A 25,135-nucleotide genomic window follows, 5' to 3' on the forward strand; every position below is an offset into this window, starting at 1 on the left:
GGCGTTACTCCTGGCCGTACGGCGCCACGGTGACCTTGTGCTGCTGTCCGCTCAGGGTGACCGTGTAGGTGACGGGGCCGGTAATTTTACCTGGATGCCCCTCCGGGATGTTGGTTTCCGACGCGCCGGTCTCCGGATCGCGCCCGACGTTCTTCGGCCCCTCGTGCCGGGTGGCGAAGAACTTCGGCGCCACCTGCGGGAAGAGCGCGTAAGTGAGCACGTCCTCGTCGCTGCCGTCGCACCCTTCAAGCGGCAGCGCCGCCGCGCGCAGCTTGCCCCATTCCGGCTCCAACAGGTCGGCGGGACGCACATCGATAGGGTCCTTCTTCGCGTGCCGCCGCGCCATCTCGACCACCTCCGGGTTCAGCACACCCGGAGCGGCGCCGTAATAGCCGAGCATCAGGTCGGCAAATTCCCCGGTGAGCACCTTGTAACGCCCCATCAGAGTGTTCAGCACGGCCTGGGTTCCGACGATCTGGCTGGTCGGGGTCACCAGCGGCACGTAACCGGTGTCCTTGCGCACCACCGGGATCTCTTCCAGCACCTCATGCATCCGGTCCGCCGCCCCCTGCTGCTTCAACTGGCTCTCCATGTTCGAGAGCATCCCGCCGGGGATCTGGCTCCTGAAGATCTCAGTCTCCACGCCGGTGACCGTAGAAAGGAACTCGCGGTAGCGCGGCAGGATCTTCGAGAAGTGCTCCTTCACGCGCAGCATGCGCGCAAGGTCAATCCTCGTGCTGTTCCCGGTATGCTCCAGCATCTCGACGAAGCTCTCGGTCGGGTTGTGCCCCGGGCCTAGGCTCATCGAGCTCACTGCGGTATCCACGCAGTCGACACCCGCCTCCACCGCCTTCATGAGGCTCACCATGGTGACGCCGGTGGTGGCGTGCACGTGCAGTTGCACCCGGGTCTGCTCCCCGCAGTTCTCCTTGATGCCGCGCACGAGCTCATAGGCCGACTGGGGCTTGATGAGCGCCGCCATGTCCTTGATGCAGATCGAGTCGCACCCCATTTCAACTAGCCGTTTCGCCTGATCCACGTAGGCCTGGGTGGTGTGGATCGGGCTTACCGTATAGGAGATGGCACCCTGGGCATGTTTGCCGCACTTCTTGACCGCCTTGACCGAACGCTCGATGTTGCGCAGGTCGTTCAGGGCGTCGAAGATGCGGAAGACGTCGACCCCGTTCTCTGCGCTCTTGTCGACGAAGCGGTCCACCACCTCGTCCTGGTAGTGGCGGTATCCCAGAAGGTTTTGACCACGCAAGAGCATCTGCAGCGGCGTTTTGGGCATGAGCGACTTGAAGGTCCTGAGCCGCACCCAGGGGTCCTCGTTCAGGAAACGGATGCAGGCGTCGTAGGTGGCGCCCCCCCAGCATTCAAGGGACCAGAACCCGGCGTTGTCGAGATCCTCACAGACGGGGACCATGTCCTCGATGCCGAGGCGCGTAGCGATGAGGCTCTGGTGGGCATCGCGCAGAGCCAGCTCGGTGATGTCGATGATTCGGTTCATGTCTTCCCTCCCTTTTGTCACGAAGGGATAGTCTACGGGAACCGGATTCATTGGCAATGATTAATTTGATTTTAAGCGGTGCACGGGGTGGGGAGAGGGAAGGTGGAAGTAATGCGCTAAGGGGCATGGCTTCTGAAAAAGTTGCCGAGACGTACCCTCCCCGGAGGGGGAGGGACAGGGAGGGGGAGCTTAGCAGCTCGACCCGGCTTCCCCCCTCTCAGCCTCCCCACTCTGGGGGGAGGGGCTTACTCAATGGCAGGACGTAGCGGAAGGCTTGGTCGGGGACTGATCAGGAAAGCTTTTACGCTTCGGCGAGGATCTCCTGGTAGAGAGAATAATAGGCCTGCCCTTCCTTCTCGGGGCAGCACTGTTCGCGCACGAGGTCGCGGCCGTTTTTACCCAGACGTTCGCGCAGATGGGCGTCGGTCAGCAACTGCTTGGCCTTGGCCTTAAACTCAGCGGCGCCATGGTACACGAGACCGTTCACGCCGTCTTTCACGATGGAACGGTTCCCCTCGATGTCCGCAACGAGGAGCGGCTTCGCGTAGGCCGATGCCTCCAGCACGGTGTTTGCCATCCCCCCCTCGGTGAGGGAGGTGTTCAGCACGACGTCGACCCGCCGGTAGAGCGCTCCCATGGAATCATGGGGCACGACGCCGAGGTATCGGGCGAAGGGACAGCTTTCCAGGGCCTCCATCACCTCGGCGGCGTAGGCCGTGTCGAGCACCGGGCCGGCCAGCTCAAGGCGCAGCTGCGGGTAGCGTGCGTGCAGCTCGGCAAGCGGCGCCAGGGGAAACATCGCGTTCTTCACCGGACGCAGGCCGGCAGGAAGCAGGAAGGTGAACTCGCCTTTTCCTTCCGCGGACGCAACGGAAGCGAATTCCTTGGGAAGCTCGACCCCCTGGCGGATCAGGACGGTGCGCGCCTCAAGGCTGTGCAGGTGTTCGCCAAGCCGCTTCTTCACGCAGCCGTGGAACGCGACCAGCCGCGCGGCACCGCGCAGCGCACCGTGCATCTCCAGCCCGCGCTGATCGCACAGCGCCTGGTACACGTCGGTACCGGTCAAGGTAATCAGATAGGGAATGGACAGCAGCTTCGAGAGCGCGTAGGCCACGCGCCCGCCGTGGTAGGCATGGAAGGCATGCAAAAGCTGCGGCTGGAACTCCCTTACCGCCTCCTGCAGGCGCTCTCCCGACAGACGGTCCACCGGGAATACCTGCACCTCGCAGCCAAGAAGCCTCAGTTCGCTCTCGATACGTCTTACAGTAACGGCGTTGCCGGTTTCAGCAGGATAGTAATTGGGGGCGACAATGCCGACACGCATTAAGAACCTCTACAGGAGTATTTTCACCGCATCATTAAAAAGCCGCTACCGCGGCAGGTTCAGATAATAGCCTCAAAACCCGCACTAGGCAAGGGATAAACCCTTGCCTCACTCAAACGTTCATGGTACCTTACGCACCATTCCGAGGTGCGACACATGAAAATTACCATCCTCGGCTCTGGCACCTCGACCGGTGTCCCCATGGTCGGTTGTCACTGCCAGGTCTGCGGCTCCTCTGACCCGCGCGACAAAAGAACACGAGCCTCGATCCTGGTCGAGTCCCAGGGGCAGCGCATCCTCGTCGACACCTCTACCGACCTGAGGACGCAGGCGCTCAGGGAAGGGGTACCGCAGATCGACGCCGTTCTGCTCACCCACACCCATGCCGACCACATCAACGGCATAGATGACCTGCGTGGCTTCCATTTCATTCACCGCAAGGTGATCCCGTGCTATGGCAGCCCGGACACCATCGGACAGGTGCGCGGCACCTTCTCCTATATCTTCGAGGGACTCTGCTCGGAGGGATACTCACCGCTTATGGAATCGCACCCGGTGGAGGTCCCCTTCGACCTGTTCGGCTGCCGGATCACGCCCGTCCCCATCAGGCACGGCTCCTTCCTGGCTACCGGTTACCGCTTCGACGACGCTGCTTACCTTACCGACTGCAGCGAAATACCGGAAGCCTCCATGGAGCTTCTGCAGGGGCTCGATCTGATGATCATCGACGCCCTGCGTTTCTCTCCACACCCGAACCATTTCAACATCGAGGGTGCGTTGAGGATGACCGAGATTCTGAAACCGCGCCGCACCGTGCTGACCCACCTGACCCACGAGGTGCACCACAGCGACGGCGAGCGCCTCCCAGACGGGGTGGAGTTCGCCTACGACGGCATGACGCTCGAGCTTTGAGGAACTAAGACCTGAAGAACGGACGGAACTGATGTTCAGAGACATTCGGCTGCACGGCTATGCAAACGACCAGATCGAGTTCTACGCCATCACGGCGGGCAGCGAGGCGTACAACCGGTACTTCTTCAACACCGATCCGACCGATCCAGGCGAGATCCGCTTCTTCTCTCCCGGCAACGAGTTCATCATCGGCAAGAACGGCATCAGCCACCGCGGCAACGGCGGCTCCTTCTGCGAGTACATGTTCGGGGTGGACCAGCCGATCGCCGACCTCGCCAAGGAAGACGTCTCCAACCGCCTCATCATCTACGGCACCCACTACGACAACCGCTCCGGCACGCTGAGGTTCAGCGAGCGCACCGAAGGGTACGTAAGCTACGACAAGATCTTCTTCGACGGCAACGCCATCTTCAACTATTTCTTCGCCCTTACCGGGGCCGACTTCTCCGCCCCCATGCACGAGCAGCAGGAGCGCATCCTCAGGGTGCTGGGGAAGGCACTCAAGCGCTCAGGTGCGGTCGGCGAAGAACAGGATAACCTGATCATCCGGGAAATCCTCGACATCATCGACGACCCCAACGCCCACCTCTTCCTCTTCAAGCTGATCAACGTCCGGCACCGCGAGTACAGCGAGGCCTTCAAGGCGCTCTACTTCAACAACAAGAAGATCACCGACTCCGAGTTCCAGTCCTTGGCCGTCCTTGCCGAACGTTACGGCATCGACCGCTATCAGCAGGAGAGAATCCGGATCGACGTGATGTACAAGCATCCCGACAACCGGCGCATCGTCGACGAGTACAAGAACATCCTGATCGCCTGCAACCGCAAGGGGGAGATCAACAAGCTCGAGAACGCGCGCCTGACGCGCCTCAAGACCCTTTCGGTGCGCAACAAGATCCCCGGGGCGCTCTTTTACACCCTGGACGAGATGCTCAAGAAGGACAAGAAGCTGGTCGACCTGGAGGAGAGCAACTACATCTCCGAGACCCGCACCATCCTGGAGGGGATGTTCCTTTCCGAGCGGCAGATCGAGAGCACCATCGACGCTGAGGACATGCTGAAACTCCTCTACGCTAAAAAACAGGCTGCGGAGAACCGCGACCACGCCTTCGAGGAGATGCTTCTTGACGCCAGCAAGGCCTGCGACGAGAAGATCCGCGACGGCGCCGACATATCCATCCTGGAAGGCTACTCCTACATCATCACCTACTTCGACCGCTACGACGCGACCTCCTCGGCGATCAACCAGCTCGCCTTCATGGAGAACGTGAGGATTTCCGAGGAGATGATCCGAAGCCTGCTCGGCAACAAGCACGCCTTCGACATGCTAGCCCCCGACCTCTTCACGAAGCTCTTCCTCTCCGGCATCTTCGAGGACAAGTACCTTGGGATCTACGGCAGGAAGAAGGTGAGCCATTTGGCAGCGGGCCTCAAGCTCATCGAGGAAAACCGCCTCACCACCAGCGGCCTTCTCGAGCAGTTGGTGAAGATCGACAGCGACGAGCGCCTGCACCTCACCCTGCTCGCTCACATCAAGGATCGCATCCGCAATTTCTACTCCAAGTACGCCACCAAGGCGGACCAGGATGCCCTCAAGAAGGAGCTCGCCGAGGAGTTGAAGAACAAGAAACTCATCGACGGCGAGATCCCCGACCACCTGTTCCGCGAGGCGATCCTCACCATCAAGAAAGAAGCGGTGTACATCCACAACCTGCTGCCGCAGATCATCCTCGAGAAGAGCTGGGCGCTACGCGAGGACTTCCTGGAGAACTCCGGCCTCGACCGTTTCTACGTCGAGGAGCTCGAGCGCGAGTTCTTCGAGCTGAACGGCCTGGACCTCGAAGAGCTGTATCAGTTCAGGAAAGGGTTCAACTAAATCAGAGGCTAACGGTTAGTCGTCGCCTTTCCGTCGGGGCGAATCATCTCGCCCCGACATACCCTGCCCCCTCCCATCTGCCCCCACTAGTCCCATCTGCCCTATCGGTCCCATTACTTCCATCCCCCCCTTGACACCAGCCCCCAATTCCTTTACCGTGCCCTGTGTAAATTATGTACTCAGGAGAGCACATGGCTGCTACAGAGCAACAACTAAAGACGCTCGGCGACCGCATCGCCGCCTACGGGAAAGAGAACCTCGACGAGATGCTGCACCTGGTCGGCGAGGGAGCGCGCCTCGTCTCCGATCAGGAGCGGGTGCGAATCTACCTGGAAGACCTCACCCGCGGCGCCCTTTCCTGTGCTTTCGCCTGCGGCAGCTTTGCCACCGAGATCCGCCAGGAAACCTTCCCCATCATCTCCGCCGAAGCAGCCGTTTCGAATACCTTCGTAACCCAGATGCCCGCACAATTCCTGCATCCCGCGAGCAGTGGTCTCCCGCTCGATCAGGACTTTTCCCGACGCTTCGAGATCGACGGCACCACCATGCTTCCGATCACCAGCAACGGCAAATCCATCGGGGTTGCCTGCGTCGACGGGGAACTCCTCTCCCGCGACCGCATCGAGATGCTCATCCCATTTCTCGCCCGCGCCGGAGAACGGGTGGACCATGCCCGGAAGTACCACCAGCAACTGCTGCTGGCCCGCCGCGTTGAGGTCTACAAGAAAAGGGAAGCCGCGAGCTTCATGGTCCGCTCCGCGGTGCACCTGATCGACGGGCTCACCCTTGCGTCGGTGCTGATCCCGGTGCGCGGCGGCATGGAGGTGCTGGCAAGCCATGCCGAGAACCTGGAGCTCAAACAGCGCTATGACAACGTCGGCAACATCGACCTGAAACACGGCACCTCGCTCGTCTCCCGCTACGTGAACGAAGCGGGCGTCGTCACCGACGACCAACTCCTGAAACCGCTCTTCATCGCCGATCTGCAGGACCAGACCATACAGCGTCGCGCCCTCACCGAGGAGATGGGGCTGAGAACTCTCTACATGGTGCCTCGCCTCGAGCCGGACACGCGCCGCCTCATCTGCCTCATCAACTACTTCACCCGCGAGTTGGCGAGCTTCAGCGAGTTCGAGGAAGGACTCCTTCAGACCCACGCCGAGATGGTGGAGCGCGTCATCAACGAGGTCGGCGGGGAGCACCTGGAAATCAAGGTCCTCTCCGAGATCTCCGACCTTTTGCAGGAGCGCAACGAGGGACTGCATCCCTTCCTCACCAAGGTGCTTTCCAAGGCGACCGAGCTGATCGGCGCGGACACCGGGAGCATAGCCATCGTGCAGGAGCGCGAGGGTGAGAAGTGGCTGGTGGTTGAGAACGAGGAAGGTGCCATTGTCGGGGCGAAGAACAAGGAATGGCTCAAGAAGAAGATCCCGCCCTTCAAGATCGGCGGCGAAGACCTCCCCGTGCAGGAACGCAGCCTGACCGGTTACGTCGCGTGGACAAAGGAGCCGAAGATCATCGGAGAGGTCACGGACACCTCGCAGCATTCGGGCTTTCACCGTCCCATGAACGAGCTGATCAAGAGCGAGATGGCCGTTCCGGTGATCAGCGACGACGAGGTGATCGCAGTCATCTGCCTGAACTCGCTGCAGGAAGGATATTTCACCGAAGAGCACAAGCGTATCCTGCAGATTATCGACCGCCTAACGTCCCGGCACATCTCCGACATCCAGCGCATCGAGCGCCTGCAGTCCGAGGTGAACAAGCTGCAAAGCGACATCGCCTACAAGGACCCGAAGGTTTCCTCGTACCGTCTCGGCAACATCATCGGCAACAGCCGCAAGGCGCAGGAGATCGTCGCCTTCATCAACACCGTTTCCCAACCGCTTTCAAACCGCATCGCCCTCTGGAGCCGCCACGTTTTGCAGGAGGCGACCATCGGGCTGCCGTCCATACTGGTGCTCGGTCCCACCGGAGCGGGTAAGGAATTCTTCTTCAACAACCTGTACAACAAGCTGAACGAGCTGTACCGGCAGCAGATCAACCCGGACGGCGAGCTCCCTGTCAAGAAGACCAACATCGCCGCCTACAGCGGAGACCTCACCTACTCCGAGCTTTTCGGTCATATCAAGGGGGCCTTCACCGGCGCCTACAGCGACCGCAAGGGGATCCTCGAAGAGGCTTCCGGCGGCATCGTCTTCCTCGACGAGATCGGCGACGCCGACCCGAAAACCCAGGTGCAGCTTTTGCGTTTTCTGGACAACGGCGGTTTCGTCCGTCTAGGCGAGAACCGGGAGAGGATCAGCCGCGTCCTGCTCGTCGCCGCCACCAACAAAGACCTGAGAAAAGAGATCGCCCTCGGGAACTTCCGTGAGGACCTGTACCACCGTCTCACCGAGCTCTCCGTCGTGGTCCCGTCTCTTAACGAGCGGCGAGAGGACATCCCCGACCTATCCACCCACTTCCTCGGCAAGCTCTACAGGACTTACCGAAGCACCGAGGAAGCCGTTCGCGACGACGAGCCGAGCCTCTCAAACGACGCCAAGGAAGCTCTCGTCGGCCACAACTACAAAGGGAACATCCGCGAGTTGCGAAGCATCCTGCTGCGGGCGCTGTTTTTCAGGAGCGGGAAGCTTGTGACCGGCGATGACATCAGGAAAGCCATCAGGGATGGTGCACAAGAGCAGATGGTACCGGCCTCCGAGCGTTTGGCCGAAGAAGTGGCCAGCAGCATCATGACCGAGATAGAGACGGGGAAGGATTTTTGGGAAGCGGTCTACGAGCCCTACTCTCAGAGCAGGATTTCCCGCGACGTGGTGAAGCTGGTAGTCGAGCGGAGTCGGAGTGCCGCCGGCAAGAGCATGCCCGAAGTAGCCCGGCATCTGAAAGCCATCACCGGCGATCCACAGGAGGACGAAGAAGAAAGGAAGCGCTTCTTTAGATTCAAGAACTTCCTTTACAAGACGGTGAAGATTTAGGCGGTCTGGAGGCCGCCTTCCTTAAGGAGGCCGCCTCAGGGATCGAATGACTCAAGCCAGGCTTGTGGCACGGGAACAACAAGGGAAAAACTATACGGATGTGACAGAGGAGTAGGCTAAGGCCTGCGTTTCACAAGAGAAACTGCGACCAATTGCCGATATGAACCGCGCTCAACTGAACCTTCGTGCAAGGAAGATGACCAGCATGCCGCAGAGCATGGCGGCGAGGGTGTTGCGGGTACGAATCACGACGATGCCGGTAAGTGCGGCGGCCATGAGCCCCCACACGCCTTCGGCGACGATGGAGGGCAATACCAGGGAGAACAGCAGCGCACCGGGAAGGGCGTCCATGCCTCTGCGGAAACGTCCGGAGCGCGGGAAACGTGAGGCGAGCAGCAGCCCACCCAGACGCAGCGAATATGTGACCGCGGCGGCAAGCGCCACCGCTATAATGACCTGAGTTTCAATAGCCGACTGCATTCTCTTCCCCCTCCTCTTCACCATCGACCGCGGCCTCGCCCGGCCCGATCATCGCGCTTAACGCACCGGCAAGACCGCCTGCCACGATGTACCATTTTCCCGGCACGAAGTGATGGGTAAGCAGGGCGGCGCCGCCAGCGGCTACCCAGGGTATGACATCGCTCTTCCCGCGCCACACCCCGACAGCCAGCGCGGTGAACACCGCGGTGAAGGCGAAGTCCAGGGCATAATCTTCGGGCCTCGTGATGAAGCCTCCGCCAAGCAGACCGATGAGCGTACCGCTGCTCCAGGCCATGTAAAGAAACACCCCTCCACCAAAGAGAAACCAGGTGCTGGCGCTTCCCCGACGCTGCTCAGACATGGTCACCGCCCAGTTTTCGTCGGCGACCAGATGCATCATCCCCACCTTGTGCAAAAGCCGCTTGCCGGAGAAAAGCGGATCCAGCGAAGCGCCGATCAGCAGGTAACGCAGGTTGATCACCAACACGGCAAGGGTCATCTCCAGGATGGGAAGATGATGCGACCACATGTCCACCATGACGAACTGGGCGGCACCGGCGAAGACGGCGGTGTTCATGTACATCATGTCGAGCCAGCTCAGCCCCTTTTGCGAGGCGAGCACCCCCAGCACGCTGCCATAGGCCATGGCGCTCGCGGCGACAGGCACATTGGCCCTCGCCCCTCTTATGAACTCGGGCTTTCTCTGTTTCATGCTCCCACCTTAAAGACTCATGCGCCTCGTTAAAACTCTGTATACCGCGTCGATACTACCATAGCCAAACTGTCGCCAGTAGGCACAAATACCACATTAAATCGAGCCTTACTGTATTGCCCCTAAAACTTCGAGACATGAGCCTATGGATAATACTCCAGATGGAATTTAAATGTACGCAAAAACCTAAAAAAGCCTTTGACTGTCCTTATGAGAAAGTGATAAGTTCTCAATCGTTATCGCGGGTTCTGCACTGGCCCCAAAGAAATCTCGCTGCAAGAGGTTAGGAGGGGACGTGGGCGGTGTGGCCACCGGCAACGTGATGCAACGGACTGAAACGCAGGTCGTTTCCTTTGTCACGTTCGCGCTCGCTGTCCTGATCCTCTACATCTGCAGCCTGTACTCATATCTGCTGTTCCACACTCTGGTCGAACTCTTCTGCACCATCGTCACCCTGGGTGTCTTTTTCATCGCCTGGAATTCTCGTAGATTTCTGGACAACCACTACTTCCTTTTCCTCGCCCTTGCTTTCTCCACCTCATCGGTCCTGCAGCTTCTACACACTTTCTCTTTCAAGGGCCTTGGCATCTTCATCGGATACGATGCGAACCTCCCCACGCAGCTTTGGATCGCCTCTCGCTACGTGGTCAGCCTCTCTTTTCTTGCCGCTCCACTCTTCATAGTCCGAAAACTCCACCTGCAGACAGCACTTTCGGCCTTCGTCACCGCAAGCGCCCTACTCGTCTTTGCCATATTCTCAGGAAACTTTCCCGACTGTTTCATCGAAGGGAGCGGCCTCACGCCGTTCAAGATCTACAGCGAGTACGTGATCATATCCATCCTGCTTGCTGCAGCGGTCCTGCTTTACAAGAACAGGGCCAGTTTCGACAGCCGCGTTTTCAGCGCACTCCTGGTTGCCGTGCTGAGCGGTGCAGCCGCCGACCTAGCCTTCACGAAGTACCTGAGTGTCTACGGGCAGGCGAACCTCGTCGGACACCTGCTCCTCTTTCTCTCCTCCTTTATGATCTACCAGGCCATCGTATCGACCGGTTTGAAGCAGCCCGCCGCGCTCCTGTTCCGCAGCCTCGAACAGAGCGAGCAGGCCCTAAAGCGCAGCGAGGCGCAACTGCAGGCCGCCCTGGAGCAGCGCACCAGAGAGCTGATCGAGAAAGAAGAACTGAACGCCGAGTTGCAGCGTAGCGAAGCAGCCCTGAAGCGGACCAATCAGCGCCTCGACCTTCTCGCGGCATCGGCGAACCGGCTGCTGCAAAGCGGCGCACCGCAGCAATTGGCTGACGAGCTGTGTCGCGAGGTCATGAATTTTCTCGGTTGCGATGTCTTTTTCAATTATCTGCTGGACGAGGCCGAAGGTGTGCTGAAGCTGAACGCTTGCGCGGGCATCGGCGAGAAACAGGCGGCCGAGATCCAACGCCTGGATCTGGGGGTAGCGATCTGCGGGTGCGCGGCACGGGATGCCTGCAGGATCGTCGCCGAGAACATCCCGGAGACACCGGACCCGCGCACGGAGCTGGTAAAGTCCCTAGGGGTCCGCGCCTACGCTTGCCACCCTCTGTTGTCGCAGGGACGGGTGCTGGGGACGCTATCCTTCGGCACGCGCAGCAGAAACAGTTTCAACGACGACGAACTCTCACTCATGAAGGCGGTTGCCGACCAGGTGTCCATCGCCATGCAGCGGCACCTGATGGAGGAGAGCCTGCGCCAGGCCAAGCAGGTGGCCGAGGCGGCCAGCCATACCAAGAGCAGGTTCGTGGCCAACATGAGCCATGAGCTGCGCACTCCGATGACCGGCGTGCTAGGGATGCTGGACCTCGCCCTGCAGACCGCCGACGACGCCGAGAGGACCGAGTATATCGAGACCGCCCAGCGCTCCGCCCGGTCTCTGCTGCGGATTCTTAACGACGTGCTCGATCTCGCCAAGGTCGAGGCGGGAAAATTCTCGCTGGACCCGAAACCGTTCGCCCTGCGCGCCTGCCTCTCCCAGACCGTGGAGGTCGTGATGCCGGAGGTGCGGCGCAAGGGGCTCGAGCTTGCCCTGCAGGTCGATGAGCAGTTGCCGGATCACGTCATTGGAGACCAGGTCCGGCTGCGCCAGGTGCTGACGAACCTCGTCGGCAACGCTGTGAAATTCACCGAACGCGGCGGCGTACAAATCGCTTTGCGCAGCGGAGCGCGCGCCCCGGACGGCTCCGTCGAGGTCAGCTTCTCGGTACGCGACACGGGCATCGGGATACCGGAGGAGAAACGGCACCTCCTTTTCAGCTCTTTCAGCCAGCTTGATGACTCAGATACCCGAAGCCATGGCGGAACCGGGCTGGGGCTTGCCATCAGCAAGGAGATCATCGAGCGGATGGGGGGAAGCATCGTTTTGGAAAGCGAAGGGGGGAAAGGAAGCTGCTTCTCCTTCTCGGTACGCCTGGGGGTGGCTGATGGGGCGTCGGAAGAGGCCCGTCCGGCCGTCGCGCCTGCTTCTTTCTCACCGGGCACCGGCAAGGGACGCCGGCTGCTGGTCGCCGAAGACGACCCCACCATCCGGCAGGTGCTTGGGACGATGCTGGGCAGAATAGGTTACGAGATAGAGTTCGCGGAGGACGGCATCCAGGCCGTGGCGAGGTGGCAGGAAGCATCGTTCGACATGCTGATCATGGACGTCCAGATGCCGCGGGTGAACGGGTTCGAGGCGACGCGCAGCATACGCGAGATCGAGGCGGGGGGGCGCGCCGGGAGGATCCCGATCCTCGCCATGACCGCCCACGCCATGAAAGACGACGAGCAGCGCTGCATCGCGGCCGGGATGGATGACTACATTTCAAAGCCGATCGATTTCAGGGAGTGCCTGAACAAAATCCACGTGTTACTTGGATGATCGGGGAGCTTCGGCTCCCCGATCCCTTTTTCATCCCCGACGCGCGTTACGGCGCCATCCGGCAGCGCTCATTTCCGAGGCAACACTTTTCAGTCGATCTGCTCCGTCAGGTAGTTCTGGATTCCCATCTGCTTGATCTGGTCGAGCTGGGCCTCCAGAAGGTCGATGTGCTCTTCCTCGTCGTGCAGTATCGACTCCAGGAGCTCACGGGTCCCGTTGTCGCCGAGCTCGACGCAGAGCCTTATGCTCTCGTTGTACCCCTTGATGGCCCCCTCCTCTGCCTGCCGGTCGTTCTCGTGCATCACCGGAACCTCGGCACCTATGTGCATCTTGTTGTAGTTGCTCACGATGGGGATGCCGTCCAGGAACAGGATGCGGGCGATCAGCTTCTCGGCATGCTTCATCTCGTCGATGGAGCGTTTGCGGATCATGCCGTGCAGCTTCTCGTAATTCCAGTTTTCACACATTTCAGCATGAACGAAGTACTGGTTTATTGCTGTGAGTTCCTCTGCCAGACGTGCGTTCAGCGTGGCAACCACTTTCTCGTGTCCTTTCATTTAAGACCTCCCTAAGTTAGCCTATCAAACTCCCCAAATGCTCTCGCTGTGACTTTTGCCTGAACAATTGAAACAGGGGTTTTCAAACTGTCAAATGGGCTGCTGAGTGTGGAGGCGCACTCTATGACTATGACTATGACTATGACTGTGACTGTGACTGTGACTGCGGAGTGCGGGATCATGCATGAAGGAAGCGGCTGGGCCGACGATAGCACAGCCGGATTTTGCAGGCGGCGGGGGCCCGTCCTACGGGGTGGGGTCGGGCCAGGAGAGCAGGTCGCGCTCAAGGTGCAACTGGTAGGGTTTTAACGAGTAGGACCGGTAGCTGACCCTGCCGTCGTAATACAGCAAGGCCTCCAACCGCTGTCTCATGGTGGGACTCACCACCATTTCGAGGGCGGTTTCCTCGGAAACCCAGGCGGCTTCCTCGCTGTCGTCGGTCGGGTTTAGCTCCCCGCTAAGGTAGCGCCCAAGAAAACCGAAGATGAGCACGGAGCTGGGCGAGACCATGGACCACATGGCTGCTAGCGGACCGATCTCGGCGTTCACCCCCGCCTCCTCCGCCACCTCACGCTTCGCGGCATCGACGAGGTTCTCGCTCTCTTCGACGTGCCCCTGGGGAATCTCCCAGCCGCGCCTATAGTGGCGGATCAGCAGGACCTGATTCTCGGCGTTGCGGACCAGACAACCAACTATCACCGTGTGCCGCGGTTCGCTCTTCCCGGTCATGCGCCACCTCCTTTCTCACCTTTGACTGCCTCGCACACTAAGCCATTTGCAACGCGGCCTTGGCAAGGACCCAGCTCGCCATCATCACTAACAGGTCATGCTCCACCCGGGATCGAGGCCTACGTTTCGCGCTACAAAACGACAACGGCAGTGCCTGTGCACCTCTTCCCCCAACGGTGAGATGCCGGACACTGCCGTTGCCGTGTTGTTGCCGCCGCAGTTGCGTTAGATCTCTGCGTTCACCTCTGCCAGGGACTCCTCGAGGATGGCGAGACCGCGCTCAAGCTGCTCGTCGGTGATGACGAGCGGCATCAACAGACGGACCACGTTGCCGAGGGCGCCGCAGGAGAGGATGACGAGCCCCTTGTCGAAGCAGAGCTTGACGAGTTTCTTCGCCAGGTCGCCGGCCGGGGCCTTGGTGTTGCGGTCGCGCACGAGCTCGAGGGCGAGCATGGGCCCTTTGCCGCGCACCTCGCCGATGATCTCGTACTGCTCCTGCATCTTCGCGAAGCGCTCCTGCAGCTGGTCGCCGAGCTTCACGGAATGCTCGAGCAGGCCGTCTTTGAGGAAGATGTCTAGGACGGCAAGGGCCGCAGCGCAGGAGAGCGGGTTGCCGCCATAGGTGCCGCCCAGGCCGCCTGCGTGCGGCAGGCTCATGATCTCGGAGCGGCCGGTCACCGCGGAAAGCGGCATGCCGCCGGCGAGGCTCTTGGCGGTGGTGATGATGTCGGGCTCGATGCCCCAGTGATCGATGGCGAAGAGCTTGCCGGTACGCCCCATGCCGCTCTGGATCTCGTCGATGATGAGCAGGATGCCGTGCTTCTTGCAGATCCCCTGCACGATCTCGAAGTACTCCTTCGGCGGGGTGACGAAGCCGCCTTCACCCTGGATCGGCTCGATGATCACCGCCGCGGTCTGCTCGGCCGCCACGTAACCGGTGAAGAACTCGTCGAGCTTGTGGGCGCAAGCGCACTGGCAGCTCGGGTAGCTCTCGCCGTAGGGGCAGCGGTAGCAGTAGGCGGAGGGGATGCGGTAGCTCTCCGGCGCAAAGGGACCGAAGCCGTACTTGTAGGGCTTCACCTTGGAGGTAAGGGTCATGGTCATCAGGGTGCGGCCGTGGAAGCCGTTCTCAAGGGAGATGATCCCGGGACGTTTGGTCACGTAGCGGGCAATCTTGATGGCGTTCTCGACCGCCTCGGCGCCGGAGTTGGCCAGCATGGTCTTCTTCTCGGAGCTGCCGGGAGCGAGCTCGTTCAGGCGCTGCGCGAGCTCAACGTACCCCTGGTAGGGAGCGACATGGAAACAGGTATGGATGAACTTCTCCGCCTGCTCCTGGATCGCCTTAACGACCTTGGGGTGGCTGTGCCCCACGTTGTTGACGCCGATCCCCCCGGCGAAATCGATCAGGTCCCGCCCATCGACGTCGGTCATGATGGCCCCCTGGGCCTTGGCGATGAAGGCGTTGCTCAAAAGCGCGACCCCTCCGGGAACATGTTGGTTGCGTAACTCCATCAGTTGTTCGTTACCAGCGGTCATGGATACAGCTCCTTTGCCTAGTATTTGTGACTGCCGGGGTCGCTCGATGAGGACACCGGCCCACGTGGCGGATCGGCACGGACGGCATGAGAATGCGTCGTCGGAATATCCCCCACTACAAGGACCGTACCAAGCACCCGCCGTCTGCCCGCGCCCAGTCATAAATCGGGATTTGACGTAAAGGTAAACACGGCTGAGACACGAACCGAACCTTATACAATGGAGCACCTATGTATCTGCACATACGGGCACAGACAGGAGCCTAGGGGTCTCCCTGTTTAAAGAGCGGAAAATGTCATACGCGAAAAATAAGGACTTAGGACTGTGACAGTGGTATGAAGGGCAGTGACTGTTTGAGCCTCCTTTTTTATTTATCCTTGAATATTTGATTCAATTCTGCATAATGCGCCGAAACACCCCCGTCCGCGACGCCGTGAACGACCGTCGCGAAACCGCCTCAGCGGCTTGCAACACTCGCAAAATGAGCCGGGAAGAAGGAGACGCAGCCCGTGAACAGCTCGCTCAACCCTGTGGAACTGATCGGTTTTTTAGGCAACGGTGATTTACGCTCGGACCACTTCTACCAGGCCATGGTGAACGCCGTCGAGGTAGGCATCCTCGCCGTCAACACCTCGGGGATGATCATCCTCGCCAACCGGGCCGTCCGCGAGGGGTTCGGTGCCTTCCAGGGGGTGCACCTGAACGACGTCCTCCCGGAGCTCTGGCCCAAGGTGGCGCAGCGCCTTTTGGGAACTTCCCGGAACAACGCGGAAATATCGGTGCGCGGCATCGAGTCGAACTTCCTCGTTCGGGTGAGCCCGATGCTCCTGGACCAGGAGCAGGTGGGCGCGGTCTGCGTCTTCGTGGAAAGCACCGAGCTCGAGGACATGGCGAAACAGATGGAGTTTTTCCAGGAACTTACCCGGGAACTGGACACCATCATCGACTCCTCCTCGGACGGGCTCTGGATCTGCGACGCCGACGCGAACGTGGTGCGCATCAACCCCGCCTCCGAGCGCATCAACAACGTGCAGGCAAAAGACGTGGTGGGGCGCAACATGCGCGACCTGGTAAACCAGCGGGTTTTCGACCGTTCCGCGACGCTCGAGGTGCTCCGCACCCGCTCGCGGGTGAACCTTCTGCAGTCGCGCGAGGGGAAAAAGCTCATCACCACGGCGACCCCGGTTTACGATTCCGCAGGCCGCATCACCCGCATCGTGGTAAGCGAGCGGGACATAACGGAAATCGACGACCTGCAACGCGAGCTCGAGGACCAGGAGGCGATCAAGGACCAGTTCCGCAACCAGATGCTCGAGATGCAGCAGGAACAGCAGCTGGAAAACCAGCAGATCATCGCAAAAAGCCCAGCCATGCTGAAGGCTTTGCGCCAGGCGCTCAAGGTGAGCAAGGTGGAATCGACCGTGCTCATCCTCGGCCCCTCGGGGGTGGGCAAGGGGCTCTTCGCCGACCTGATCCACAAGAACTCGGAGCGCGCCGACAAGCCGCTCATCAAGATCAACTGCGGCGCCATCCCGGAATCCCTCATAGAATCGGAGCTTTTCGGCTACGACAAGGGGGCCTTCACCGGTGCGCAGTCCAGTGGCAAACCGGGCTACTTCGAGCTCGCCGACGGCGGCATCCTCTTCCTCGACGAGATCGCCGAACTCCCCCTCCCCTCGCAGGTGAAGCTTTTGCGCTTCATGGAGGACGGCACCATCATGCGCCTGGGCAGCACCCGGTCCCGCGAGGTGAAGGTGCGCATCCTAGCCGCAACACATCGAAATCTCGAGCAGATGGTCGAGGAAGGAAAGTTCCGCCTCGACCTCTACTACCGCCTCAAGGTGATCCCGATTCACGTCCCCTCCCTGAAGGAGCGCAAGGAATGCCTGCTCCCCCTCATCCTCCACTACATCGAGTGGTACGCGAAGAAACACAAGACCCGCAAACGCCTCTCCCGCGCGGCCTGCGACACCCTGTTAGGCTACCCCTTCCCCGGTAACGTGAGGGAGCTCATGAACCTCTGCGAGCGCCTCGTCGTCATGACCGAAACCGAGGTGATCAGCCTGCAGGACCTCCCTGCCGATGTCGCCAAGGGGGATGTCGCAGGCGACACGGTGCCTGCGCAGTGGCCCGAGACCATGACGCTGCCGCAGGTGCTCGAAAGTACTGAAAGGGCGCTCCTCGCGCAGGCGGCGGAGGCCCACGGCAGCCAGGCCGACATCGCCCAGGCGCTCGGCGTTAGCCAGCCGACCATAGCCCGGAAGCTCAAGCGCTACGGACTGACCGCATAGCGGGCACCCCGCCCGTATACGGACACCCTTTCGTTATTCAGATGTGAATATTTTCCTGCCCGCCACGGACCCGTTACGCCGAAGCACGGCGCGCCGCCTAGGTGCGTTTTCCTGCGGACAAACCTGTGCAGCCCCTCCGGAGCGCGATTTTCCGTCCCTATGCCCCCGTCGCCGCCCCCTTTTTACCCGTTGCCACCTCCTTGGCATGCTTTCTGCTGTATACGGCCAACCTGCGCCGAGGGTGCGGGCCGGGTCTCCTTCGGTCGCCGACAGCCGACGTCGTCTGCCTGAGCGCCGCGAGCACCGGATGTAATGCAATGCAACGCTGGCCGAACTCTAATCGCAACATCACAAACAGGAGGTAGCACAATGAAGTTTGGATTCGTCAGGGTACTGCTGCTCATCGCGGCCCTCTTCGTGGCCATCCCGGTCCACGCGGAACAGAGGAACTTCTACAAGATCGGCGTCATCACCGAGCTCTCGGGTGACCTCGTGACCGGCGGCAACATCACCAAGCGCGGCTACGACCTCTGGGCCCAGGAAGTGAACGCCAAGGGTGGCATCGAGGTCCAGGGCAAGAAGTACCAGGTGAAACTGGTTTACGCCGACGCCCAGAGCAATCCCGCCGCCGGCGCAGCGGCAGCCGAGAGGCTGATCACCCAGGAGAAGGTCGATTTCATCCTCGGCCCCTACTCCTCCGGCGTAACCCTCGCCGTGGCACCTGTCGTCGACAAGTACAAGGTCCCGATGATCACCGGCTCCGCAGAAAGCCCGCTCATCTGGAAGAACAAGTTCAAGTACACCTTCGGCACCATTCCCCCAATCAACTTCACCGGCGCCACCTCCATCAAGACCCTTACCGAGCTGAAGCCGGCTCCGAAGACCATCGCCATCATAGGCTCCAACGACGCCTTCTCCAAGGCGACCGCAGAGGCCTACAAGACCGCAGCCGAGAAAGCGAAGCTTAAGATCGTAAAGTTCAGCATCGTCCCCTCCGGCCAGGACATGACCCCGCTTCTTTCCGCAGTGCGCAGCATGAAGCCCGACGTCATCGCCTTCGGCGGCCATGACGAGGAGCACGTGAAGTTCGTGAAAGCGCTCAAGCAGATCGGCTACACCCCGAAAGCGCTCCTCATGCACTGTGGCATCACCGACAAGGCGTTCACCGACGCGGTAGGCAAGGACGGCGAGCAGATCTTCGGCACCACCTGCTGGACCGGCACCGCCAAGACCAAGAGCAAGGTGCTCTGGCCGACCGCTTCCGCCTACGCTGCCGCCTCCCAGAAGGCCTTCAAGAACCCGGGCGACTACACCCAGGGTGGCTGCTCCGCGGCAGGCATCGCCTTCCAGACCGCACTCCAGAAGATCGGCGCGAAGCCGGGCATGGACGAGGCGATGCGCGCGAAACTCGTGCAGGCGCTCGAGCAGATCGACGTCCAGACCTTCTACGGCCGCGTGAAGTTCGCCACCTCCGGCGAGTTCTACCACGCCAACGTCGGTCTCGACCCGCTCACCATCCAGATCCAGAAAGGCCAGATCAAGACGGTTGGCCCGAAGGCCTCGGTGGAAGCGGCCGCCCAGTACCCGATGAAGGAATGGAAATCCCGCTAAGCCTCGAAGATGAAACAAAGCTTCCCTGCCGGTCACCGCACCGGCAGGGACTGTTGAGGCCGCGGGTGCCGGTGATACGCCGTCCCGCGGCCCCCATGAAGTAACTGCCGCATTTGCTTTAATCGCAACGCTGGAGGACTCGCTTTATGATGGAACTGCTGCCACAAGCCCTGACCGACGGGATTCTTTTGGGCGGGATCTACATCACCATCGCCATCGCTTTCTCGCTCACCTACGGGGTCATGCACGTCATCGACTTCGCCGTCGGGGAGTGGATCATGTTCGGGGCCTTCACCGGCTACTACCTGAACAAATGGACCGGTCTCGATCCCTTCATCTTCCTTCCGGTCATCTTCGTCATCTATTTCGGGGTCGGCTACCTGGTCCAACCGGTGATCCACCGGGTGCTTTCGGGCACCAAGGGGAACCCCTTCCTGATGGGGCTCGTTTTCACCTTCGGCCTGGCCATCATGTTCCGCGGGCTTGCCCTCACCGCGTTCGGCTTCTACTCGAATTCGATCCCGTCCGCGTTCTCGGAGGGGTCCTTCAACCTCGAGTCCATCGGCCTCACCGTGACCATCCCGACGGTGCGTCTCATGGGGCTTGCCTACGCTGTGGCGATCACCCTGATCCTGCATTACCTCCTCAAAAAGACCAATTTCGGCCTCGGCGTCCGGGCGCTGGCACAGCACAAGGATGCCGCGGGTCTCATGGGGGTGAACGCGAAGCGCACCGGTTCCTACGTGTACGGCATCTACGTGGGGATCTCCGCCATGACCGGGGTGCTTTTGGGCTGCATCCTTTCCATCGGCGCGCAGATGGGGAACGAGTACACCATCTTCGCCTTCTTCGTGGTGGTCTTAGCCGGCATGGGGTATCTGGCCGGCGTCCCCTGGGCGGCGCTTCTTCTGGGCCTCGTGCAGTCGATCTTCATGATCTACTTCAACCCGAGCCACACCCTGCTCGCCGTGTTCGTCATCCTTTACATCATCCTGCTGATTTCCCCGCGCGGGCTGTTCGGCAAGGGGGTCTGACATGAAAACCAGTCGCGGCGCAGCCATCCTCGCCATCATCACCGCAGCCCTATTGATCCTGCCTCTCGTCGTGCACGACACCTTCGTCCTGCGCGTGCTCACCGAGGGGATCATGTGGATCGGGCTTGCCATCGCCTTCGACGTCATCGCGGGCTACACCGGTTACCTGAACTTCGGTCACGGCGCCTTCTTCGGCATCGGCGCCTACACCATCGGCATCCTCATGATGCAGGCGCATCTCCCCTTCTGGGTGGCGCTTCCGCTCGGCGGCGTGGCGGCCGCCTTGACCGCGCTCATCGCCGGCATCCCGACGCTGAGGCTCAAGGGGGCCTATTTCGCCATCGCGACATGGGCTCTCTCGCGCGCCATCCAGCAGCTCGCCCTGAACGTCGAGTTCACCGGCGGCCCGGACGGCATGCGCCTCGAGGCCTTCCTGAACCCGCTGTTCTTCTACTACCTGATGCTCATCACCGTCGGGGTGATCTTCCTGGTCCTTTGGTACCTCCTGGAGCGTGCCCCCTTCGGGCTCAAGCTGAAGGCGATCCGCGAGGACGAGGAAGGGGCGAAGGCTCTGGGACTCAACCCGACCATGCTGAAGATGCAGTCCTTCATCCTCTCGGCGATCCCGACCGGCATCCTGGGCGGCATCTACGCCTACTGGATCACCTTCATAGACCCCTCCTCCACGCTGGGGGACCTGGTGAGCGACCAGGCGGTGGTCATGGTGGTGTTCGGCGGCATGGGCACCCTCTTCGGACCGGCGCTAGGCGCGATCCTCATCTTCGCCTTCAAGACCATCTTCTGGGCGTACCTGTCCGACTTCCAGCTTCTCTACCTGATCATCCTGGGCGCGCTGATCGCGATCAGCGTCATCTTCATACCCAACGGCCTCTGGGGCACCCTGGTCAAACGCAAGGCGGTGGCCAGGCCGCAGCAAAAGCCTGAACCGGCATCGGAACCCGCGGTTCTCTCCGCCGTGGCAGTACCGGAAGAGGGGAACTAATCATGACTGAACCCATCCTCAAGGTTAATTCGGTAACCAAATGTTTCGGCGGCCTCACCGCGGTCGACGACGTGAGCTTCAGCGTCGAGAAAGGCGAGATCGTCGGGCTCATCGGCCCCAACGGCGCCGGCAAGACCACCCTTTTCAACGTCATTTCCGGCTACTACGCCCCCACCAAGGGTAGCGTGTTGTTCCAGGGCAACGACATCTCCGGCAAGCCCCCCTACCACCTGGCCGGGGTCGGCATCGGGCGCACCTTCCAGGTGGTGAAGCCGTTCGCCGGGCTCACCGTGCTCGAAAACGTCACCATCGCCTCGTTCTTGAAACACCCGAAGAAGGCGGACGCGGAGCGCCACGCCTGGCAGGTGCTCGAGACCACCGGTCTTGCCGACCGCGCCCACCTCTCCGCGGCAGGGCTCACCCTGGCGGGCAGAAAGCGCCTCGAGATCAGCAAGGCGCTCGCCCTCGACCCCTCCTTCCTCCTTTTGGACGAGGTGGTGGCGGGGCTCAACCCGACCGAGGCGGACCGCACCGTCGAGCTCATCATGAAGCTCAAGGCGCAGGGGCTCACCATCCTCATCGTCGAGCACATCATGCGCGTCATCATGAACATCTCGGACCGCCTGGTGGTGCTCAATTTCGGCAAGAAGATCGCCGAGGGGACCCCGGCCGAGGTCTCCAGCGATCCGCACGTAGTACAAGCGTACTTTGGAGAGGAAGCAGCATGAATCTACTCGACGTCAACGGCATCTCCGTCAACTACGGCGACATCCAGGCCCTCTGGAACATCTCCTTCTCGGTGGCCAAGGGGCAGCTCGTCGCGCTCATCGGTGCGAACGGCGCCGGCAAGACCACGACCCTCAAGGCGCTTTGCGGCCTGATCCCGACCGCGAACGGCACCATCCACTACAACGGCACCCAGGTGACCGGCATGCCGGTACACAAGGTGGTCGACCTCGGCATCACCCTGGTCCCCGAGGGGCGCCAGCTCTTCCCGAAGATGACCGTGGAGGAGAACCTCCTGGTCGGGGCCTACCTCAAAAGGGCCCACGGCAAGCGCCAGCAGACCCTGAAGCGGGTCTACGAGATCTTCCCGCGCCTGGAAGAGCGGCGCACCCAGACCGCCGAGACCCTCTCCGGCGGCGAGCAGCAGATGGTGGCCATCGGCCGCGCGCTCATGCAGGACCCGCAGGTGATCATGTTCGACGAGCCGAGCCTTGGTCTCGCGCCCATCATGGTGCAGGAGGTCTTCAAGGTGATCCAGGAGCTGCACAATGCCGGGCTCACCATATTCCTCGTCGAGCAGAACGTGCACCAGACCCTGAAGGTCGCGGACTACTGCTACGTCATGGAGAACGGGCGCATCGTGGGGCAGGGGTCCGGCGACGACCTCGAAGCCGATGCCTCCATCCGCGAGGCCTACCTCGGCTTCTAACCAACCACCAAGAACACGTTCCTTTCAGACTCCCTGAAACCGCTTTTCCGGAAGGCGCCGGGTCACTCCCGGCGCCTGTATGGGAACCGTGCGGCCTGACGGGGGCTTTTTACCTTTTAGCTACGAGGTTTGAAGGATGCAGATCAGGATCAAACTCTACGCTTCCCTGCGCTGGAAGCTTTTCGAAGAGGCTGAGTGGGAATGCACCCCGGGGCAGAAGGTCGCCTCCATCGTGGAGCAGTTGGGGCTTCCCAGAAACGACGTGGGAACCGTCCTCGTGAACGGGCTGCACGCGGCCTGGGACGAGATGGTGCAGGACGGCGACGTCCTTTCCCTTTTGCCGCGCATGGGCGGGGGGTAGCCCCCGGAGCCTTGCCGTTCGACACAAACCGACTTTGCGGAGCAAAAAGATATGAGCGACAACAAAATGATGAGCACCGACCCGGAAAGCGTGATCTACCAGCGCTGCACCATCGACCTCGCCACCGGCCGCGCCGACTTCGCCGCGGTCCCCTGCAGGAACCTCGAGGACGTCCTCGGCGGCTTCGGCAGGAGCTTCCAGATCCTGGCCGAGCGCGACATAGCTCGCGCCTACTCCCCGGAAAACCCGCTGATACTGAACTCCGGCCTTCTGACCGGCACCAGCGTGATGACCGGGATGCGCAGCTACTTCTCCGGCTACAGCCCGTTGAAGCAGTCCGGCACCGGGCGCCCCGGCGCCATGTGGTCCACCGGCAGCGGCAACTTCGGCAACAAGTTCAAGTGGACCGGCCTCGACGAGGTGATATTCGAGAACCGCTCCGAGACCCCGGTGTACGCGGTGTTAAGGGAAGGGGCGAACGGCCCCGAGGTCGAGCTGAAGCCGGCCGGGCATCTGATTGGCCTCACCGGGCACGCGAAGATCATGGCGCTTGCCGCCGAGTACCCGGACGCCCACTTCGCGGCCATCGGCCCGGCGGGCGAGAACTGGGAGACGAACTACATGGGTGCCGTTGTCATGAGCACCGACAACGAGCTGAAATCCGGGGAGCCGAAGAGCCGCTTCGCCGGGCGCGGCGGCATGGGGAGCCTCATGGGGTACAAGAACCTCCTCGCCATCGTGGCCCAGAGCCCGGACAAGCTGCAGAAGATCACCCCCGAGATCCGCGACGTGAACCGCGACATCCTGAAAAGCGGCGGTAGCGCGCGCTTCCAGCCGACGAGCCAGGGGGGCGGCGGGGGCACCTGGGCCAACATCGAGGTGCTGCAGGTCTTTCACGCCGTGCCGCTCAACAACTTCCGCCCCAAGGGGTGCGACAACGTGGAGCGCCTGTTCCGCGACGAGGTGGAGAGGGAGTTCGAGGTCGCCACCGAGGCCTGCCACCGCTGCGGCATCCGCTGCCACAACAACCTCTTCCACAAGAACGAGGACGGCAGCCGCGGCAAGCTCGCCGCGAAGTTCGACTTCGAGCCGCTCATCCTGTTCGGCTCGAACCTCGGCGTGCACGACCCGAAGGAAGTCTGCGACCTGATCCACCGCTGCGACCTCCTCGGCATGGACGCCATCTCGCTCGGCACCACCATCGCCTACCTGCTCGACTACAACGAGCGCCACCCGGAGGCGCCGATCCTGAACGGAGCCGTTTTCGGCGACTACGAGAAAATCGCGGCGCTCATCGACGGCGCCGGGCGCGGCCTCCACCCCGAACTCGGGCGCGGCGTGAAGCGCCTCTCCGAGGCGCTCGGCGAGACCGCCTACGCCATGCACGTGAAGGGGCTCGAGCTTCCCGCCTACCTCCCGGACACGAACCCCGGCTACATCTTCGCCATCGCCGGTGGGCACATGTCCATGGGGACGCACATGATGCTCGCGAAAGAAGGGAAGCACTCTCTGGATGAGTGGGTGCAGGCGATCACGAGCGGCGGCCTCCTGCAGGTGGGCTACGACATGATCGGCCTGTGCAAGTTCGTCGGCGTCGGCATCGGCCACGACATCATCGTGCGTGCCGTGAAGGAAGCGGCGGGGCTCGAGATCGCCTCGGCGGACATCGTCGCCTCCGTGCGCCGGGCATACCTGCGCGGGCTCGCCCTCGAACTGCGCCAGGGCTTCCACGAGCACGAGGAGTACACCCTCCCCTCGCAGGTCATGGACGACCCGAACCACAAGGTGACGCTCCCGAAGTTCATCACCCACGACTTCCTGGCCCAGCTGCGCGAACGGGTCTGGAGCGTCTTCAAGCCTGAAATGGAAGGACTTTTGCCGGTCCTTAAGGGGTAGCCATGC

The 25,135-nt window shown here is 61.4% G+C and carries 19 protein-coding genes; 12 read left to right on the forward strand and 7 right to left on the reverse strand.

The genetic code is table 11. The features are described 5' to 3' along the window. Positions 1–4: 4 nt before the first annotated feature. Complete coding sequence (locus tag E8L22_RS03495) at positions 5–1,510, reverse strand: methylmalonyl-CoA carboxytransferase subunit 5S (RefSeq protein ID WP_136523859.1); 1,506 nt, start codon at positions 1,508–1,510, stop codon at positions 5–7. 301 nt (positions 1,511–1,811) lie between these two features. Further along, positions 1,812–2,834, reverse strand: coding sequence for a GPMC system family 4 glycosyltransferase (locus tag E8L22_RS03500; RefSeq protein ID WP_136523860.1), 1,023 nt, complete (start codon positions 2,832–2,834; stop codon positions 1,812–1,814). A 156-nt stretch (positions 2,835–2,990) separates the two neighbouring features. Here E8L22_RS03500 and E8L22_RS03505 point away from each other — a divergent pair, with 156 nt between their 5' ends. From E8L22_RS03505 to E8L22_RS03515, 3 genes are all read left to right on the forward strand, one after another. After that, positions 2,991–3,746, forward strand: a complete 756-nt coding sequence (locus E8L22_RS03505; RefSeq protein WP_136523861.1) for a GPMC system MBL fold metallohydrolase — start codon at positions 2,991–2,993, stop codon at positions 3,744–3,746. Positions 3,747–3,777: 31 nt separating this feature from the next. Then, the gene (locus tag E8L22_RS03510) at positions 3,778–5,622 is read left to right on the forward strand and encodes a TIGR04442 family protein (protein ID WP_136523862.1); all 1,845 of its coding nucleotides are present in this window, start codon (positions 3,778–3,780) and stop codon (positions 5,620–5,622) included. 191 nt (positions 5,623–5,813) lie between these two features. After that, a complete protein-coding gene (locus tag E8L22_RS03515; RefSeq protein WP_136523863.1) occupies positions 5,814–8,600 on the forward strand; it encodes a GPMC system transcriptional regulator in 2,787 nt (928 codons plus the stop codon). Positions 8,601–8,771: 171 nt separating this feature from the next. Here E8L22_RS03515 and E8L22_RS03520 read toward each other — a convergent pair whose 3' ends face one another. After that, the gene (locus E8L22_RS03520) at positions 8,772–9,080 is read right to left on the reverse strand and encodes an AzlD family protein (RefSeq protein WP_136523864.1); all 309 of its coding nucleotides are present in this window, start codon (positions 9,078–9,080) and stop codon (positions 8,772–8,774) included. After that, positions 9,064–9,792 (reverse strand): AzlC family ABC transporter permease, encoded by a 729-nt coding sequence (locus E8L22_RS03525; protein ID WP_136523865.1) that lies wholly within the window; start codon positions 9,790–9,792, stop codon positions 9,064–9,066. Before E8L22_RS03525 ends, E8L22_RS03520 begins: the two co-directional genes overlap by 17 nt. 295 nt (positions 9,793–10,087) lie before the next feature. Here E8L22_RS03525 and E8L22_RS03530 point away from each other — a divergent pair, with 295 nt between their 5' ends. After that, on the forward strand, positions 10,088–12,676 hold the full coding sequence (locus E8L22_RS03530) for an MASE3 domain-containing protein (RefSeq protein WP_136523866.1): 2,589 nt from the start codon (positions 10,088–10,090) through the stop codon (positions 12,674–12,676). Between the two features lie 89 nt (positions 12,677–12,765). Here E8L22_RS03530 and bfr read toward each other — a convergent pair whose 3' ends face one another. From bfr to gabT, 3 genes are all read right to left on the reverse strand, one after another. Further along, a complete protein-coding gene (gene bfr, locus E8L22_RS03535) occupies positions 12,766–13,233 on the reverse strand; it encodes a bacterioferritin (RefSeq protein ID WP_136523867.1) in 468 nt (155 codons plus the stop codon). A 246-nt stretch (positions 13,234–13,479) separates the two neighbouring features. Continuing rightward, positions 13,480–13,962, reverse strand: a complete 483-nt coding sequence (locus tag E8L22_RS03540; RefSeq protein ID WP_136523868.1) for an NUDIX hydrolase — start codon at positions 13,960–13,962, stop codon at positions 13,480–13,482. A 225-nt stretch (positions 13,963–14,187) separates the two neighbouring features. Further along, complete coding sequence (gene gabT, locus E8L22_RS03545; protein ID WP_136523869.1) at positions 14,188–15,498, reverse strand: 4-aminobutyrate--2-oxoglutarate transaminase; 1,311 nt, start codon at positions 15,496–15,498, stop codon at positions 14,188–14,190. Between the two features lie 509 nt (positions 15,499–16,007). Between gabT and E8L22_RS03550 the strand changes: the two genes are divergently transcribed. From E8L22_RS03550 to E8L22_RS03585, 8 genes are all read left to right on the forward strand, one after another. Next, positions 16,008–17,789, forward strand: coding sequence for a sigma 54-interacting transcriptional regulator (locus tag E8L22_RS03550; RefSeq protein ID WP_136523870.1), 1,782 nt, complete (start codon positions 16,008–16,010; stop codon positions 17,787–17,789). Positions 17,790–18,158: 369 nt separating this feature from the next. Further along, entirely contained in the window at positions 18,159–19,400 is a 1,242-nt protein-coding gene (locus E8L22_RS03555) for an amino acid ABC transporter substrate-binding protein (RefSeq protein WP_136523871.1), read from the forward strand. Positions 19,401–19,546: 146 nt separating this feature from the next. Continuing rightward, positions 19,547–20,434 (forward strand): branched-chain amino acid ABC transporter permease, encoded by an 888-nt coding sequence (locus E8L22_RS03560; protein WP_246037871.1) that lies wholly within the window; start codon positions 19,547–19,549, stop codon positions 20,432–20,434. Position 20,435: 1 nt separating this feature from the next. Next, a complete protein-coding gene (locus E8L22_RS03565) occupies positions 20,436–21,437 on the forward strand; it encodes a branched-chain amino acid ABC transporter permease (RefSeq protein ID WP_136523872.1) in 1,002 nt (333 codons plus the stop codon). 2 nt (positions 21,438–21,439) lie between these two features. Continuing rightward, complete coding sequence (locus E8L22_RS03570) at positions 21,440–22,165, forward strand: ABC transporter ATP-binding protein (protein WP_136523873.1); 726 nt, start codon at positions 21,440–21,442, stop codon at positions 22,163–22,165. Then, entirely contained in the window at positions 22,162–22,872 is a 711-nt protein-coding gene (locus E8L22_RS03575) for an ABC transporter ATP-binding protein (RefSeq protein ID WP_136523874.1), read from the forward strand. Before E8L22_RS03570 ends, E8L22_RS03575 begins: the two co-directional genes overlap by 4 nt. Positions 22,873–23,008: 136 nt before the next feature. After that, positions 23,009–23,233, forward strand: a complete 225-nt coding sequence (locus E8L22_RS03580; protein WP_136523875.1) for a MoaD/ThiS family protein — start codon at positions 23,009–23,011, stop codon at positions 23,231–23,233. Between the two features lie 51 nt (positions 23,234–23,284). After that, complete coding sequence (locus E8L22_RS03585; protein ID WP_136523876.1) at positions 23,285–25,129, forward strand: aldehyde ferredoxin oxidoreductase C-terminal domain-containing protein; 1,845 nt, start codon at positions 23,285–23,287, stop codon at positions 25,127–25,129. Positions 25,130–25,135 lie beyond the last annotated feature (6 nt).

It is taken from the genome of Geomonas ferrireducens (genome assembly GCF_004917065.1).
GTDB classification, from domain to species: Bacteria; Desulfobacterota; Desulfuromonadia; order Geobacterales; family Geobacteraceae; genus Geomonas; species Geomonas ferrireducens.